The 14,766-nt window shown below is 74.0% G+C and carries 11 protein-coding genes and 1 tRNA gene; 4 read left to right on the forward strand and 8 right to left on the reverse strand.

Annotated features, from left to right (window positions below):
• Nucleotides 1-98 precede the first annotated feature (98 nt).
• Nucleotides 99-608: a septum formation family protein gene (locus V5D56_RS19385; protein ID WP_435736898.1), complete on the forward strand. Its 510-nt coding sequence runs from the start codon at nucleotides 99-101 to the stop codon at nucleotides 606-608.
• 47 nt (nucleotides 609-655) lie between these two features.
• Here V5D56_RS19385 and rsmI read toward each other — a convergent pair whose 3' ends face one another.
• Complete coding sequence (gene rsmI / locus V5D56_RS19390; protein ID WP_435736899.1) at nucleotides 656-1,540, reverse strand: 16S rRNA (cytidine(1402)-2'-O)-methyltransferase; 885 nt, start codon at nucleotides 1,538-1,540, stop codon at nucleotides 656-658.
• Nucleotides 1,541-1,581: 41 nt separating this feature from the next.
• Between rsmI and V5D56_RS19395 the strand changes: the two genes are divergently transcribed.
• A complete protein-coding gene (locus V5D56_RS19395) occupies nucleotides 1,582-3,300 on the forward strand; it encodes a dolichyl-phosphate-mannose--protein mannosyltransferase (RefSeq protein ID WP_435736900.1) in 1,719 nt (572 codons plus the stop codon).
• Nucleotide 3,301: 1 nt separating this feature from the next.
• On the opposite strand, the gene V5D56_RS19400 is transcribed toward V5D56_RS19395, so the two are convergent.
• The 3 genes from V5D56_RS19400 to V5D56_RS19410 all read right to left on the reverse strand — a co-directional run bounded on the left by V5D56_RS19400 (nucleotide 3,302) and on the right by V5D56_RS19410 (nucleotide 8,333).
• The gene (locus V5D56_RS19400) at nucleotides 3,302-5,047 is read right to left on the reverse strand and encodes a hypothetical protein (protein ID WP_435736901.1); all 1,746 of its coding nucleotides are present in this window, start codon (nucleotides 5,045-5,047) and stop codon (nucleotides 3,302-3,304) included.
• Between the two features lie 84 nt (nucleotides 5,048-5,131).
• Nucleotides 5,132-6,613, reverse strand: coding sequence for a family 20 glycosylhydrolase (locus V5D56_RS19405; protein WP_435736902.1), 1,482 nt, complete (start codon nucleotides 6,611-6,613; stop codon nucleotides 5,132-5,134).
• Between the two features lie 118 nt (nucleotides 6,614-6,731).
• On the reverse strand, nucleotides 6,732-8,333 hold the full coding sequence (locus V5D56_RS19410) for a hypothetical protein (protein ID WP_435736903.1): 1,602 nt from the start codon (nucleotides 8,331-8,333) through the stop codon (nucleotides 6,732-6,734).
• A 155-nt stretch (nucleotides 8,334-8,488) separates the two neighbouring features.
• Here V5D56_RS19410 and V5D56_RS19415 point away from each other — a divergent pair, with 155 nt between their 5' ends.
• Both V5D56_RS19415 and V5D56_RS19420 read left to right on the forward strand, forming a co-directional pair.
• Nucleotides 8,489-8,992: a DUF4190 domain-containing protein gene (locus V5D56_RS19415; protein WP_435736904.1), complete on the forward strand. Its 504-nt coding sequence runs from the start codon at nucleotides 8,489-8,491 to the stop codon at nucleotides 8,990-8,992.
• A gap of 269 nt (nucleotides 8,993-9,261) precedes the next feature.
• On the forward strand, nucleotides 9,262-9,807 hold the full coding sequence (locus V5D56_RS19420) for a hypothetical protein (protein WP_435736905.1): 546 nt from the start codon (nucleotides 9,262-9,264) through the stop codon (nucleotides 9,805-9,807).
• 120 nt (nucleotides 9,808-9,927) lie between these two features.
• On the opposite strand, the gene V5D56_RS19425 is transcribed toward V5D56_RS19420, so the two are convergent.
• The 4 genes from V5D56_RS19425 to V5D56_RS19440 all read right to left on the reverse strand — a co-directional run bounded on the left by V5D56_RS19425 (nucleotide 9,928) and on the right by V5D56_RS19440 (nucleotide 14,723).
• Nucleotides 9,928-10,000: transfer RNA gene (locus V5D56_RS19425), tRNA-Ala, on the reverse strand.
• Nucleotides 10,001-10,107: 107 nt separating this feature from the next.
• Entirely contained in the window at nucleotides 10,108-11,376 is a 1,269-nt protein-coding gene (locus V5D56_RS19430) for a hypothetical protein (RefSeq protein WP_435736906.1), read from the reverse strand.
• A 103-nt stretch (nucleotides 11,377-11,479) separates the two neighbouring features.
• On the reverse strand, nucleotides 11,480-12,127 hold the full coding sequence (locus V5D56_RS19435) for a GNAT family N-acetyltransferase (protein WP_435736907.1): 648 nt from the start codon (nucleotides 12,125-12,127) through the stop codon (nucleotides 11,480-11,482).
• 127 nt (nucleotides 12,128-12,254) lie between these two features.
• Complete coding sequence (locus V5D56_RS19440; protein ID WP_435736908.1) at nucleotides 12,255-14,723, reverse strand: GH36-type glycosyl hydrolase domain-containing protein; 2,469 nt, start codon at nucleotides 14,721-14,723, stop codon at nucleotides 12,255-12,257.
• Nucleotides 14,724-14,766: the final 43 nt, after the last annotated feature.

Below are 14,766 nucleotides of genomic sequence, written 5' to 3' on the forward strand. Positions count from 1 at the left end.
GGCGAACATTCCCGTCGTGGCGCGTCGGCGGGTACCGCTACTCTTCGGCGTGCTGTCGTCGGCACCGTGCCGACGCCCCTGATCACCGGAGCGACCTCATGCCGCGCTTGTCCCTGCGCACCCCCGCCGCCCTCCTCCTCGGTCTCGCCGTGCTCGGCACGAGCGCGTGCGGGCTCCTTCCCGGTTCGGAGCCCGTGCGCGACGACTCCGGCGCCATCACGGAGGCCGACACGGACGCGGACGTCTTCAGCCTGACCGTCGGCGACTGCACCACGGACCCGGAGGACGTGGGCACCGAGGCCGCGGAGGTCACGACCGTCCCCGTGGTGCCCTGCGCCGAGCCGCACGACAACGAGGTCTACGCGTCCACGATGCTCCCCGACGGCGACTACCCCGGCGAGGACGCCGTGCTGGAGTCCGCGGACACGCACTGCTACGACGCGTTCGCGGGCTTCGTGGGGACGGCGTACGAGGACTCGGTCTACGACTACTGGCCGATGTACCCCACGTCGGAGAGCTGGGCGCAGGGCGACCGCGAGGTGCTCTGCCTCGTGTACCACGGCGAGCTCGAGCCGGTCACCGGCACCCTCGAGGGCATCGCGGGCTGATCAGCGGTCGGTCACGCTGATCACCCGCAGGACCCACGCCGCGGCGCTCACCCCTTGCGGGCCTCGAGCGCCGCGGCGTACAGGTCGCGCTTGGGCACCCCGGAGCCCGTCGCGACGTCCGCGACGACGTCCTTGAGCCGCTCCCCGCCGTCGACGCGCGCGAGCACGGCCGGGACGAGCTCGACGACGGGGACCGGGCCCCGCGCGGGGGCACCGCCCACGACGACGCAGATCTCGCCCCGCAGCTGCTCGGCCCCCGCCCGCTCCGCGAGCTCGCCGAGCGTCCCGCGCAGGACCTCCTCGTAGGTCTTCGTCAGCTCGCGCGCGACGGCCGCGGGCCGGTCCGCGCCGAACGCGTCGGCCATCGCCGCGAGCGCCTCCGCCACGCGGTGCGGCGCCTCGAAGAACACGAGCGTGCGCGGCTCGTCGACGAGCGCGGCCAGGGTGCGGGACCGGTCCCCCGCCTTGCGCGGCAGGAAGCCCTCGAAGCAGAACCGGTCGGTCGGCAGCCCGGACAGCGCGAGCGCGGTGAGCACGGCGCTCGGCCCGGGCGCGGCGGTCACCGGGACGCCACGCTCCACCGCGCGCGCCACGACGCGGAACCCGGGGTCGGAGACGCTCGGCATGCCGGCGTCGGACACGACGAGCACGGTGCCCCCGCCCTCGACCACGTCGAGCAGGTCGTCGGCGCGCTCGGACTCGTTGTGCTCGTGGAAGCTCACGACGCGTCCGGTGACCTGGACGCCGAGCCGGCCCGCGAGGCCGTGCAGTCGGCGCGTGTCCTCGGCCGCGACGACGTCGGCCTCGGCCAGCAGACGACGCAGGCGCGGGCTCGCGTCCTCGGCGTTGCCGATCGGCGTGCCCGCGAGCACGAGGTGACCCGCCTCGCGAGGTGCGGCTGCGTCGTCGGGCAGGTCGGTCGCGGGGGTCATGACGTCCAGGGTTCCACACGCGGAACCCCTACCATGGCGTCGTGTCCCAGCCGCCCGTCGACGCGCACCCCGGGTCGACGTCCCCCGCACCCGTGCCCGACGACGCCCCGCGACACGAAGACGACGGAGCTCCCGGGGCCGTCGGTGACCCTGCCGGCCCCGGCGAGGCCGGCGACGCCCCGGAGCTGACGCACCGCGAGCGCCTCCTGCTCGCGCTGCTGGGCCCGCGTCGTCTGGCGCTCGGCGCGACGGCGCACGACCGGCTGTGGGGCTGGCTCGGCGTCGCGATCGTCGCGGTGGTGGCCGCGGTGCTGCGCCTGTGGAACCTGGGCCGCCCGGGAACGCTCGTGTTCGACGAGACCTACTACGTCAAGCAGGCGTACACGCTCCTGCGGGTCGGGTTCGAGGCCGACTGGCCGGAGGAGCCGAACCCGGCCTTCGAGGCCGGCGACGTCGACACCTTCCTCCCGACGGCCGACTACGTGGTCCACCCGCCGCTCGGCAAGTGGATGATCGCGCTCGGCATGAAGGCGTTCGGCGGCGCGGAGAACCCGTGGTCGTGGCGCATCGCGTCGGCGGTCGTCGGCGTGCTCGCCGTGGTGCTCGTGGCGCGCATCGCCCGCCGCCTCTTCGCGTCGACGGCGATGGGGATCGTCGCGGGCGGCCTGATGGCCGTCGACGGCGTGGCGATCGTCCACGCGCGGACCGGCCTGCTCGACAACATGCTCATGCTCTGGGTGCTCGTCGCGTTCGGCTGCCTGCTCCTGGACCGCGAGCAGGCGCGGCGACGGCTCGCCGAGCGGTGCGGCGCGATCCTCGACGCCGGGGGCAGCATCGGCCGGTACGGGCCGCACCTCGGCTGGCGCTGGTGGCGCTTCGCGGCGGCCGTGTCGCTGGGCCTCGCGTGCGGCGTCAAGTGGTCGGGCCTGTACTTCCTCGCGGTGTTCGCGCTCCTCTCGGTGCTGTGGGACGCGACGGCGCGCCGGACGGTCGGCATCCGGCGCTGGTGGGAGGACGCGCTGCTCGTCGACGCGATCCCGGCGGCGCTCGTCATGCTCCCGACGGCCGCCCTCGCCTACCTCGCGACGTGGACCTCGTGGTTCCGCACGCCCGCGTCGTACATGCGGCAGTGGGCGCTCGAGAACCCCGGCGAGGGCGTGCCGTGGCTCCCGCCCGCGCTGCGCTCGCTGTGGGAGTACCACCTGAAGATGTGGGACTTCCACACCGGTCTCTCCTCCGAGCACCCGTACGAGTCGCACCCGCTCGGCTGGATCGTGCAGTGGCGCCCCACGTCGTTCTACTGGCGCTCCCAGGACGCGGGCGAGGCGGGCTGCGAGGTCGAGCGCTGCGCGCGGGCGATCACGTCGCTCGGCAACCCGGTGCTGTGGTGGGCGGCGGCGCTCGCCGTGGTCGTCACCGTCGTCCTGCTGCTGCGGCTCAAGGACTGGCGCGCGCTCGCGGTCCTCAGCGGGCTCCTCGCCGGCTGGGTGCCGTGGTTCGCGTACCCCGAGCGGACGATCTTCACCTTCTACTCGATCGCCTTCACGCCGTGGGTCGTGCTGACGCTCGTGTACGTGCTCACCGTCGCGCTCGAACGGACGGAGCACTCGCGCGCGGCGCGGTCGCGCGTCCGCGTCGGCATCACCGTGCTCCTCACGACGATCGCCGCCGTGAGCGTGTTCTTCTACCCGGTCTGGACCGGGATGCAGGTGCCGTACTGGTTCTGGCACCTGCACATGTGGTTGCCGAGCTGGATCTGAGTCACTGGTAGCTGACGAAGTCTGGCGTCGGCCGCACCACCCACGTCTGCTCCGGCGTGAGCATCGGTGCGTCCTCGTCGTAGAAGTTCTTCCAGCCCCAGAACACGCCCGCGGGCGCGTCCCGGTGCAGGTTCGCCCACGTCGCCGCCTTCGCCTCCTGGCCGCCCTGCCCGTCGGCGTGGATCACGGTCGCGAGCTCGGGGTGCGCGGTGTCGAGCCGCACGCGGTCGGCGACCATCGACAGGCGGAACTGGTGCAGCAGGAAGATCTTCTGCGGCAGACGCCGCTCGCGGACCAGACCGGCGAGGTAGTCGCCCACGGCGTTCACCTCGTCGACGCCCACCGAGCCGATCTGCGCGAGGTGCACCTGGTCGGGCCCGAGCCGCCACTCGGGATCCAGCGCGACGCCGACGTGCGGCTCGACGACCAGGTCCTCGTACGCCCGGACCTGCGTGAGGAAGTCCGTCCGGCCCGGCTGGAAGTCCAGCACCACGTAGACGCCCGCGTCCCGCGCGGCGTCCACGTAGGGCCGGACGAGGTCGGCCGACCGCTCGTTGGAGTAGTTCCCGTCGCCGCCCGCCGAGCCGGACGCCACCGTCGTGATGATCTCCAGCGTCGGGACCACGGGCTCGCCCGTCAGCGCCTCGTAGCGCGCCGCGTGCTCCTGCGCGCGGGCGATCGTCGCGGGCACGTCCTGCTCGCCGAGGACGCCGAGCACGGGAGCACCGGGCGACCCGTACAGCGCGACGTACCGCTTCCCGGGCAGCGCGATCTGGCCCCCGCCCGGCAGCTCCACGCCCGTCGCGGCCGTCTCGACGCGCCACGTGAGGTCCTCGGCGGTGCCGAACGACGGGCCGAGGCCCACGGTGCCCGACGTCGCGCCCTCGGCCTCGGCGCCGTGCACGCCCTGGACCGTGGCGGTCGTCGCGCGCGGGTCGCCGCCCGGGACGTCGAGCACCGTGGCGCCCGACGCGCGGGCGGTCGCCCCCGCGACGGCGCTCGCCGGCGTGGTGGTCAGGTCGGTCAGGGCGAGGACGCCGGCCGGGGTCTCCGGCTCGCCGGTCGCCGGCAGGTCGGCCAGCGCCGCGTCGAGCGCCCCGGCGTCCGGCTCGCCGCCGGGCGCCGCGTCAGCGGGATCCACCACGACGGTCACCAGGTCGTCCAGGCCGGGGACGCCGGGCAGGCTCGACGGCGTGGCACCGGTTCCGGGCGACTCCTCGCGAACCGCCTCACCGCTGCCGGCCTCCTCCGTGCCGGACGGCTCCGGTGCCGCCTCCGGTGCGCCCTCGACGACCACGGCCCCCTCGGCACCCAGGCGTCGCAGCTCCTCGGCGACACCGTCGCCGCCGTCCCCCTCGCCCACGACGAGCACCGGGCCTGCGACGGACTCGGCCGCGGCGCCGGCCACGGCGAGCGTCGCCGGGTCGGTGCTCGACGCGGCCGGCACGAGCACCGCGAGCGGAGAGGCGGCGAAGAACGTGCGGCTCGCCGAGAGGCTCAGCCCGGCGGCGTCCTCCTCGGGCAGCGTCGCCACGCCCTCGACCGCTGCGGCCCGCGCCGACGGGGCCTCCTCCGTCGTCGTGGCGGCGCTCCCGCTCGGGCTCGGGTCCGGGGACGATCCACCCGTGCAGGCAGCGAGCGTCGTCCCCACCGCGAGGAGGGCCACGAGGGCGGGCGCGCGCCGTCGGGAACGGGTACGGGCGGGCCCGAGCGGGTCCAGGACGGGGTGGGTGCGGAGGACGGCCATCCGGTCGATGGTCGCAACGCGCCGCGCGCCGCGCGACCTCAGCGAGCGATCTCCGCGGTGTCGTCCGTCACGCGGGACGACGGCTCACCAGTCCACCTGCGGCGTGGGGTGGAACGCGCGGCCGTCGCGACGCCACGCGCTCGCCTCGACGGCGACGCGGCGGCGGAAGTCCTCCCAGTCCTTGCGCTCGGGCGTCGTCCAGGCGACCTCGGCCACCGCGGACAGGCGCGGCAGGAGCATCGTGAACAGGTCGTCGGTCGTGACGATCCGCTCCGTCCAGACCGCGCCCTCGACGCCCTCGATCGACGACGGCGGCAGTCCCTCGACGACGTCCTCGGGCTCCCACTCGTAGGAGTCACGGAGCTCGACGAGCCCGGCCCACTCCTGCCCGAGCGGGAAGTCCGCGGTGTACTTCATGTCGAGGTAGACCTTGTTCGCCGGCGACAGCAGGACGCGCGCTCCGGCCCGCGCGGCGTCGGCCAGGTAGGTCAGGTCGGCCTTGTGCGTGTCCCAGTACTGGACGATCGTCCCCGGCCGCAACGGGGCCTTGGCCGCCTCCTGCCACGCGACGGGCGTCTTGCCGGTCTCGCGGATGATGCGCTCGCACAGCTCGACGAACCGCGCGTACTCGTCGGGCTCCATCGTCAGCACCTCGTCGCCGCCGAAGTGCACGTGCTCCCCGTCGGTCGCGTGGGCCAGGTCGGTGAAGACGTCGCGCAGGAAGGGCTCCGTCGCCGGGAGGTCGAACGTGAGCCGCGAGAAGCCCACCTCGATGCCGGTGTACGCCTCGGTGGGCACGCCGTCGGGCCGCAGGTCCCCGTACACGTGGGTCGCGGCGTTGATGTGCCCCGGCACGTCGATCTCCGGCACGACGCGCACGAAGCGCTCCGCCGCGTAGTCCTGGAGAGCCCGGAAGTCGGCGAGCGACAGGTGACCGCCCTTCCCGCCCGAGCAGTCGCCGTCGGACGAGAGCTTCGCGAGCTCGGGGCGGGACGGCGACTCGATGCGCCAGCCCTGGTCGTCGGTGAGGTGCAGGTGCAGCACGTTCAGCTTGTACGCGCTCAGCACGTCGACCACGGCGCGCAGCGCCTCCGGGCCGGAGAAGTGGCGCGCGACGTCCACGGACAGCCCGCGCCACGGGTACCGCGGCGCGTCGTGCACGACGACGAACGGCAACCGGGCGGTCGGCCTGCCGTCGCCGGCTGCCGGGTCGGGCTCGACGAGCTGGCGCAGGGTCTGCGCCGCGTGCAGCAGCCCGGCGGCGGTCGGGGCGGAGAGCGTCGCGCCGTCGGCGTCGACGACGAGCGAGTAGCGCTCGTCGCTCGTGGAGCCGTCGGGTCCCGCCGCGGGGTCCGCACGGAGGTCGACGCGCAGGTCGGTGCGCGGACCGACGGGAGCCTGCTCGGTGCCTGCGGGGAGCGCCGCCCGCAGGACGCGGGCGACGAGGTCCTCGAGCCCTGCGGCCGTGTGCTCGTCGAGGCCGTGCGTGCGTACGGCGACGCCGGTCAGGGAGACGTGCCCGTCACCGGTGCGGACGTCCAGGGGCTGCGGGATGAGCGAGACCATCGGAACCTCGTTGTCGTGGGCTGGTCGTACGGCGGCCGGATCGAATCGATTCGGCATTTGTGAGGAGCACACCGTAACCCGCCTTCCGCTGCCGGGCCAAGACGTCCCGGCACCAGACCTACGGGGCCGCCGCGACGTACCGCGGAGCGGGCTCGAGCGCCAGGACGCCCGCGACGTCGAGAGCCGGGTCGGACGATCCGGTCGTCCACCCGGGGACCGCGCCCGTCGGCGAGCCGGCCACCACGCCGCCCCACGCGTCGACACGTCGCCCGTAGCCGCCCGAGGCGATCGACTGGACGACGACCGCGACCTCCCCCGCCCCGGCGTCGAGGTCCGCGAGGCCGCGCACGGCGTCCGCGGACGGCGTCTGCACCACGAGCAGCTTCTGCGGCAGGGCACCGGAACGCACGAGCTCGCCCAGCCGGACGGCCACCGCCTCGACCTCGGCGACGTCGACGGTCCCCGCCCGCACCGCACCCCGGCGCGCCGAGACGTCGAGCGCGACCCCGACCCCCGGGAGGGCGAGCAGGTCGGCGTACTCCGCGACCTGCTCGTCGAAGGTCGCGCGCCCCGGCTCGAAGGAGAGGACGACGTGGACGCCGGCGGCAGCGGCCGCGTCGACGAACGGGCGCAGCTCGTCCGCCGGGACCTCGGTCGAGTAGTCGCCGTCCGCCCCGGCGCTCGACGACGAGCGGGTCGTCCGCACCTCGACGACCGGGACCGCCGAGGTGCCGCCCCCGGCGGCGAAGGCGTCCGCGGCCGTGCGAGCGTCCGCGAGCGCCTCGGCGGCGTCCTCGGCGTCGACCGCCTCGAGCCGCGTGGTGACGGCGTCGGCGCCCAGCGCCACGTACCGCGTGTCGCCGGCGAGCACGAGCTGCGTCCCCGACGGCAGCAGGGTCCCGGACTCCGCGGACCGCACCCTCCAGCCGAGCTCCTGGGAGGTGCCGAACTCCGCGCCGATCCCGACGACGGCGAGCGCTTTCGCCTCGGAGATCGTCTCCACCACGGACGCGTCGGCGCGCGGGTCGCCACCGGTGACCTCCACGGGGAGCGCACCGGCCGCACGAGCGGTGGCGACGGCCGCGACCTGCGCCTCCCCGGGCTGCGCGAGCACCAGCACCTCCGTGAGCACGTCGGCCTCGCCCAGGGCAGGCAGCGCGTCCCGCAGCTCCTCGAGGTCGCGCGGATCGATCTCCCCGGCGGGTGTCAGGGCGTCGACGTCGAGGCGCACCGTCGTCACGTCGTCGAGCCCGTCCACGGCCTCGGAGGCGTCGCCGTCCTCGCCGTCCTTCGCACCGCCCGGCGGCACCGGGTCCTCGTCGACCTCGACGACCGCGACCGCCCCGAGGCGGTCGAGCTCTGTCCGGACGCCGCCGTCCGAGATCCCGCCCCCCACGAGGAGGACCGGCGCCGTGAGCGGTGCGGCGACGGCCGCCGCGGTCGCCTGGGCCGCCACGTCGTCCGCCGCCGCGAGGACCACCACCGGGGCCGCGTCGAAGAAGGTCTGGCTGGCCGTGAGGGCGAGCTCCGCCGGATCGGCGGAACCCAGCACGAGCACGCTGTCCGCCGGCTCCGCCGCCCGGGCGACCTGCGCCGGCCCGGACGACGCGCCCTCGGCTCCCGCAGGCTCCGCGGCGCACCCGGACAGCGCCGGGAGGACCGCCACCGTGAACGTGGCAGACGCGGCGAGCGTGACGAATCGGACCTTCCGTGGGTTCACGCCCCCATCATCGCGTACACCCGGGGGCCGATCGACCCGGCGCGTGACGGACCGGTGAAGAACCGACCGTGACACACGCGGCCCGGACCTGGCGACGTCGTGCCGTACCAGGGCATACTGGCCGCGCCGTGCCCACGAACCGAGGAGCGACTTTCATGTCCACCCCCGACCAGCCCCAGCAGCCGCAGGAGCCGAACCCGTCCGGACCGCCGTCCTTCGGCGGACCGCAGCAGGGCGGCACCCCGCAGTACGGGGCGTCGACGCCGCAGAGCGGAGCACCGCAGTACGGCGCACCGCAGGCGCCGCAGTACGGCGCACCCCAGGCCCCGCAGTACGGCGAGTCGTCGCCGGGCTACTCCGCACCCGCGCAGAACCCGGGCAAGACGATGGGCATCGTCGGCTTCGTCCTGTCGTTCCTCGGCTGCCTGTCGATCGTCGGCATCATCCTGAGCATCATCGCGCTGAACAAGTCCAAGAAGGCCGGCTACAGCAACGGCCTGGCGATCGCCGGCATCATCGTCGGCGTCCTGGTGCTCATCGGGACCGTCGTCTTCGGGTGGATCACGTACGAGGGCATCCAGATCATCAACGACGCCTGCTCGGGCGTCCCGTCCGGCGAGACGGTGGTCTACGAGGGCGTCAACGTCACCTGCCCGTGACCTGACCCCGACATCCCGGACCCGGGGCCGCGACCACCACGGTGGTCGTGGCCCCGGGTTCTTTCGTCCGACCAGACGCTCGCGGGAGGCCGGCAGGCGCCGCGTCCCTCGTCGGGCCGTCGACCGGAGATGTTCAGATGCGCTCGTGGCTATGGCACCGTGATCCCGGCTGTCGCCGCGGCGCGGTCGGCACGCCGACACGAGGGAGCGTGCGAGATCGGGGACATCCCTGATGGCGGCAGGGGTCCGGGATCGGCAACCCTGGTGCTGTGAACCTCAGAACCTTCGCACGCACCTGGCTCGCCTGCCTGATCGGGTGCCTCCCCCTCCTCGCTCTGCTGCTCGTGCCACAGCTCATGCGCAGCCGTGCCGGTAGCGAGCAGCTGCTCATCATCGGCACGGGCCTTCTCCTGATCCTGCTCACGGCGGCGTTCGCGTTCGCGCCTCTCATGGCTGCGTGGTTCGCTCCGGTCCGCGGGTCCTGGGAGCCGCAGACCGCGCTGCGTGCCACGACGGTCGTGTGGCGACACAGGAGGCGTAGCGCGACGATCGCGCTTCTCGCCGGGATCGCGATGTACGCCGGGGGTCAGGCCGCGGGCTACTGGATCGGCTCCGCGGTGCCGTACGTGACCGACAACCCTGAGCACCTCACCGATCCGAGCCAGCCCCTGTGGCTCATCCACTACCCCGCCTACGTGCTGCAGGCGATGGCGCTCTACCTCGCCACGACGCTCGCCGTCGCGGTCTACGGCTGGAGGATCCGGGCGTTGAACCTGCAGCGCGCGACGGCGATCATGATCGCTCCGCCGACCTAGGAGTCCGTGCTGAAGAGGCTCGCCCGGGCTGCCGCGGCATCGCAACGTTCTCGCCCGTCGCCAGGGTTCCCCGGGAAAGCACGAGGGCCGCTGACCTGGAAGTCAGCGGCCCTCAGCCGGTGGAGCTAGGGGGATTCGAACCCCCGACCTTCTCATTGCGAACGAGACGCGCTACCAACTGCGCCATAGCCCCTCGAGCGGTGTACAGACTAACACCTCGGTGCCGTGGTGCTGCAAACCGGCGGACCCGCGCGGCAGCCGTCCGGGAACCCGCCGCACGGCCGATGGACGACCGTCGGCCTACTGCCCCGCCGCTCGGCGCCGCGCGAGGATCTCGTCCAGCGCCAGCCCGAGCGTCTCCGTCTTCGGCTTCTGCGCGTCGCCCTCCGCCCGCTCCGGCGCCGCGGTCCGCTCGGGCATCGGCACCGCCGGAGCCGGGACCACGGGGGGTCGAGCCGCTGCAGGCGACGTCTCGTCCTCGGCCAGCGGAGCCGGCTCGCGCCGAGGCGCCGTGGGCTTCATCGTGTAGGTCGGCCGCGGCACGGGCACCGGGTCCCAGGCGCGTCCCGAGGGGACGTGGTCCTCGGCCGCGTCAGCGGTGGCGGTGGTCTGCGGCTCGTCGCGCTCCGGGCGCGCCGAGGAGTCCTCCGCGGGGTCGTCGTCGGTGCGCGGGGCGCCCGAGCCCGCGCGCGACGTCCCGCGCGCGGACGTGCCCGACGTCGCGACCGTGGCTGCGGCGCTGTCGGCGGCAGCGGCCGCGCTCGCCCGCGCGAGGTCCTTCGCCGTGACGCGCGGGATCATCTGCGTGCTGAGCTGCGACCCGTGCACGGCCCGGCCCGTGACCCGGGGACGGACGTTGCGCGGGGCGGCAGGGCTGCCGGCGACCGTGCCGCGCGCGGCACGGGCCTCCGCCCGACGCTCGGCGAGCCACGCGGCGTCGGCCCGCTGGGCGGCCAGCACGGCCCGACGGCCGAGGACGAGGACCACCGCGAGCAGCGCCGTCGGGACGACGGCCGCCCACCACGCCACGAGGCCCAGGCCGACGACGACCCACGCCGCGACGCTCGCGAGCAGCAGGACGACGGTGAGCGCGAGACGGCGCCGCGCGGCGGCCGCGCGGCGCTCGAGGAGGGCGAGGCGTGACGTCGACGCCCGCCCCGCGCTCGGGACCGTCCCCCGGGGGGACGCGCTGCCGCTGATCTCCATGGCGTCCTCCACCTCGTCGTGCGTCCGACCGTCCGACCGGTCCGATCCTGCCGTGCTCGTCGTGCCCGTCGCCCCGGCGGCGGCCGTCGACCGCGGGGCGCTCCCCGGGGCCGCGCCGAGCAGTGCCCTGCCCCCGCCCGACGGTCCCGCCGTCACGGCGAGCGTCCCGTCGAGCGTCGGCACGATCCGCTCGGGCGCCCCGAGGCCCCGCCCGGCGACGGACAGGACGCGCAGCGCGCCCGAGAACCGGTCCTCCGTGCGCGCCTCCAGCAGCTGCTGGCGGTGCTGCACGCGGTGGGGCACGTAGTACCCCAGCCACAGCAGGACCACCGCGAGCGCGACGATCCCCGAGGCCGATTCCACGTTCCGACGGTAGGCGAGGCGCTCGCACGCGGCCCGGACGCGCTCCGGCGTGTCGGGCGCCCGGCATCGCGCACCCGCCCGACGCCGCGTGGCCCGCGACCCCTCAGCCGTCGCCGCGGCGGGTCGCCTGCCAGCGCGCGAGGAGCCCCTCCGGGACCTCCTCCGTCGTGATCGCGAACGTGCGATGGTCGCGCCACGCGCCCTGGATGTGAAGGAACCGCTCGCGCAGACCTTCGTCGCGCAGGCCGAGCTTCTCGACGACGCGCAGGCTGGGTCCGTTCTCCGGCCGGATGTTGATCTCGATGCGGTGCAGGCCGAGCACGGCGAAGCAGTAGTCGACCGACATGGCGACGGCGGTCGGGATGATCCCCCGCCCGGCGACGTGCTCGCTGACCCAGTAGCCCACGCTCGCCCCGCACAGGGACCCGTAGGTGATGGAGGAGACGGTGAGCTGGCCGACGAGCTCGCCGTCGAACTCGACCGCGAAGGGCAGCGACGAGCCGTTGCGCGCCTGGGAGGCGAGCGCACGGACGTACTCCCCGAACGTGGGCGAGCCACCGGGACCCGGGCGGGGCGACGTCGCCTCCCACTGCTCGAGCCACCCGGCGTTGCGGGCGCGCAGCGTCATCCAGTCGTGGGCGTCGCGCCGCCGCAGCGGGCGCAGCACCACGGACCCGTCGAGCGTGTCCTCGCGCAACGTGACCGGCCAGGGCTTGGTGACGGTCCACGCGCGTGCCGTCTTCCCCGTCATCGTGGCGTCCTTCGTGCGGCGTCCATCCTCGGCCTTCCTCGCGCGTGCCGAAGCACGGACGACCCGGCCTCGCTGACAGGGTGTACCACGGTCGCGGGTGGTGTCACCACCCGCGACCGCCGCGCGGTCAGCCGAGCGTGACGACGACGCGCACCTCGTTGCCCGGGGGCTGCACGGGGACCGGGAGCGTCGGGTCGTGGTCGACGCCGTCGACGGTCACGGCCCGCACGCCCGTCGACACGTGGTCGGGGTTGCGCACCTCGATCTCGTAGACGGCGCCGCGCCACTCGCGCCGCACCTCGAACCCGTCCCAGTCGCGCGGGATCGACGGGTCGACGACGAGGCCGTCGAGCGCGAGGCGCACCCCCAGCACGTACTTGGTCACGGCGGTGTACATCCACCCGGCCGTGCCGGTGAGCCACGGGTTCTGGGCCTTGCCGAACCACTCGTGGTCGCGCCCGTAGAGGAACTGCACGTAGGCGTACGGCTCGGCCCCGCGGACCTCGATGTTGTCGTTCTGGTGGTAGGGCAGGATCGCGTCGTAGAGCTCCACGGCCCGGTCGCCGCGGCCCAGCAGCGCCTCGGCGATGATCGGCCACGCGTTGGGGTGGGAGAAGATCGCGGCGTTCTCCTTGATGCCCGGGTAGACGCGCGTGACGAACCCGACCGTGTCGTCGACCTGGGTGAAGGCCGGCCAGTTGAGATGGCTCCCGTACTCGGACCCGAGCAGCTCGCGCACGGCGTCCATCGACGCCTCGCCGCGCTCCTGCGTCGTGATGCCCGCGATGACGGGCCACGCCTGGTGCTCGAGGAAGATCTTGCCCTCGGCGTTCTCGGCCGAGCCGATCTTCACGCCGTCGCGCGTGTACCCACGGATCCACCACCGCCCGTCCCAGAGCTGCGTGTCGGCGACCTTCGCGATGCGCTCGCGCTCCGCCGTGAACCGCACGACGTCCGCCTCCGCGCGCTCGTCGCCCGCGGCGGCGAGGGGCTCCGCGATCTCGAGGAACGCGCCGATCGCCCACGCGTGCAGGAACGTCACGAGCGACGTCTCGCCGCCGCCGAGGTTGAGGCAGTCGTTCCAGTCCGCGCGCAGGCCGAGCGCGACACCGTTCTGGCCCACCTGCTCGGCGGAGAACTCCAGCGCCCGGACGAGGTGCTCGTACACCGTGGCCGGCGCCCCCTCCGCGAACGGGATCTCCAGGTCGAGGAACGCGCGGTCACCCGTCTCCTTGACGTACTCCACGACCGAGGGCACGAGCCACAGGTGGTCGTCCGAGCACGTGTCCTCGAGACCGTGGACGAGGTCCTTCGGGTCGACGGTGGGCACGATGGTCGGCGACGGGACGTCGGGGAGCTTCTCGGCGTCGGGGTCGAACGCCTTCGGGTCGAACAGGTGCAGCCCGTACCCGGCCTGTGTCTGCGCCCGCAGGAGCTCGACGATGCGCTGTCGCGTCTTCGTCGGGTTCGAGTGGATGACGCTCAGGACGTCCTGCGCGGTGTCGCGGTAGCCGAGCCCCGCGCGACCGCCGACCTCGACGAACGACGCGAACCGCGACCACTGCACGCACGTCTCCGCCTGGAGCAGCGTCCAGGTGTTGATCATCGTGTTCATGCCCTCGTGAGGCGTGCGGATGCGGAGCGCGTCCTGCTTCGCCTTCCAGTACGCGGCGAGGCGTGCGCGCTCGGCGTCGACGGCCGGGACGTCGGCGTCCAGGTCCGCGTACTTCGCCTGCATCGCCCGGCCGGCCGCGTCGCGCGAGCCGTACCCGAGCAGGTACACGAGGCGCTTGGTCTCGCCGGGCTGCAGCACGATCTCGTGCTGGAGCGCCCCGCAGTGGTTCTGCGTCGTGGCGCTCGTGCCCGACCCGTGGCCGCGCTCGATCGCGATCGGGTTCGCCTCGCTCCGGTACGGGCCGATGAAGGAGTCGCGCAGCGAGTCGTACGACGACGGGGTCTCGCTCGACGCGAACCAGTGGAACGTCCACGGCTCGTAGTAGAAGTCGTACTCGACGATCCCGTCCTCGTACGAGGAGCCCGACGAGTACAGCGACATCTGCAGGTTCTGGTTGTCGATCGTGATGGTGTGGAAGCTGAACTCGACGTAGCCGGAGACCGTGAGGCGGCGCTCGCGGTCCGTCGTGTTCGTCAGGCGCACGTCCCACACCTCGACGTCGTCGTCGACCGGGACGAAGACGGTCTGCTCGGCGTCGACGCCCTTGTACTCGGCGCGGAAGGTCGAGTACCCGAGCCCGTGCCGCGTGGTCCACCGGCCGGCGCCGCCCGCGGCGTCGACCTCCTCGTCCGGCCCGACGAACGGCTTGCCCACCGGCTGCCAGGACACCGACCAGTAGTCGCCGTCGTCGGCGTCGCGCACGTAGACGTAGTGGCCGGGGCGGTCGAGCGGCACGCCGTTGGGGCGGAAGCGCGTGATGCGACCCTGCTGCGAGCTCTTGTAGTACGAGTACCCGCCGCCCGTGTGCGACAGGACCGTGCACAGGTCCTTCGTGCCGAGGTAGTTCGTCCACGAGACGGGGACGTCGGGGCGCTCGACGACGTACTCGTCGCGTGCGGTGTCGAAGCGGCCGTAGCGCATCGTTGCTGGGGTTCCTCTCCGGGGGTGCTGCTCGGGTGGTCCG

Origin of the sequence: Cellulosimicrobium sp. PMB13, from assembly GCF_051294865.1 — a bacterium.
GTDB lineage: Bacteria > Actinomycetota > Actinomycetes > Actinomycetales > Cellulomonadaceae > Cellulosimicrobium.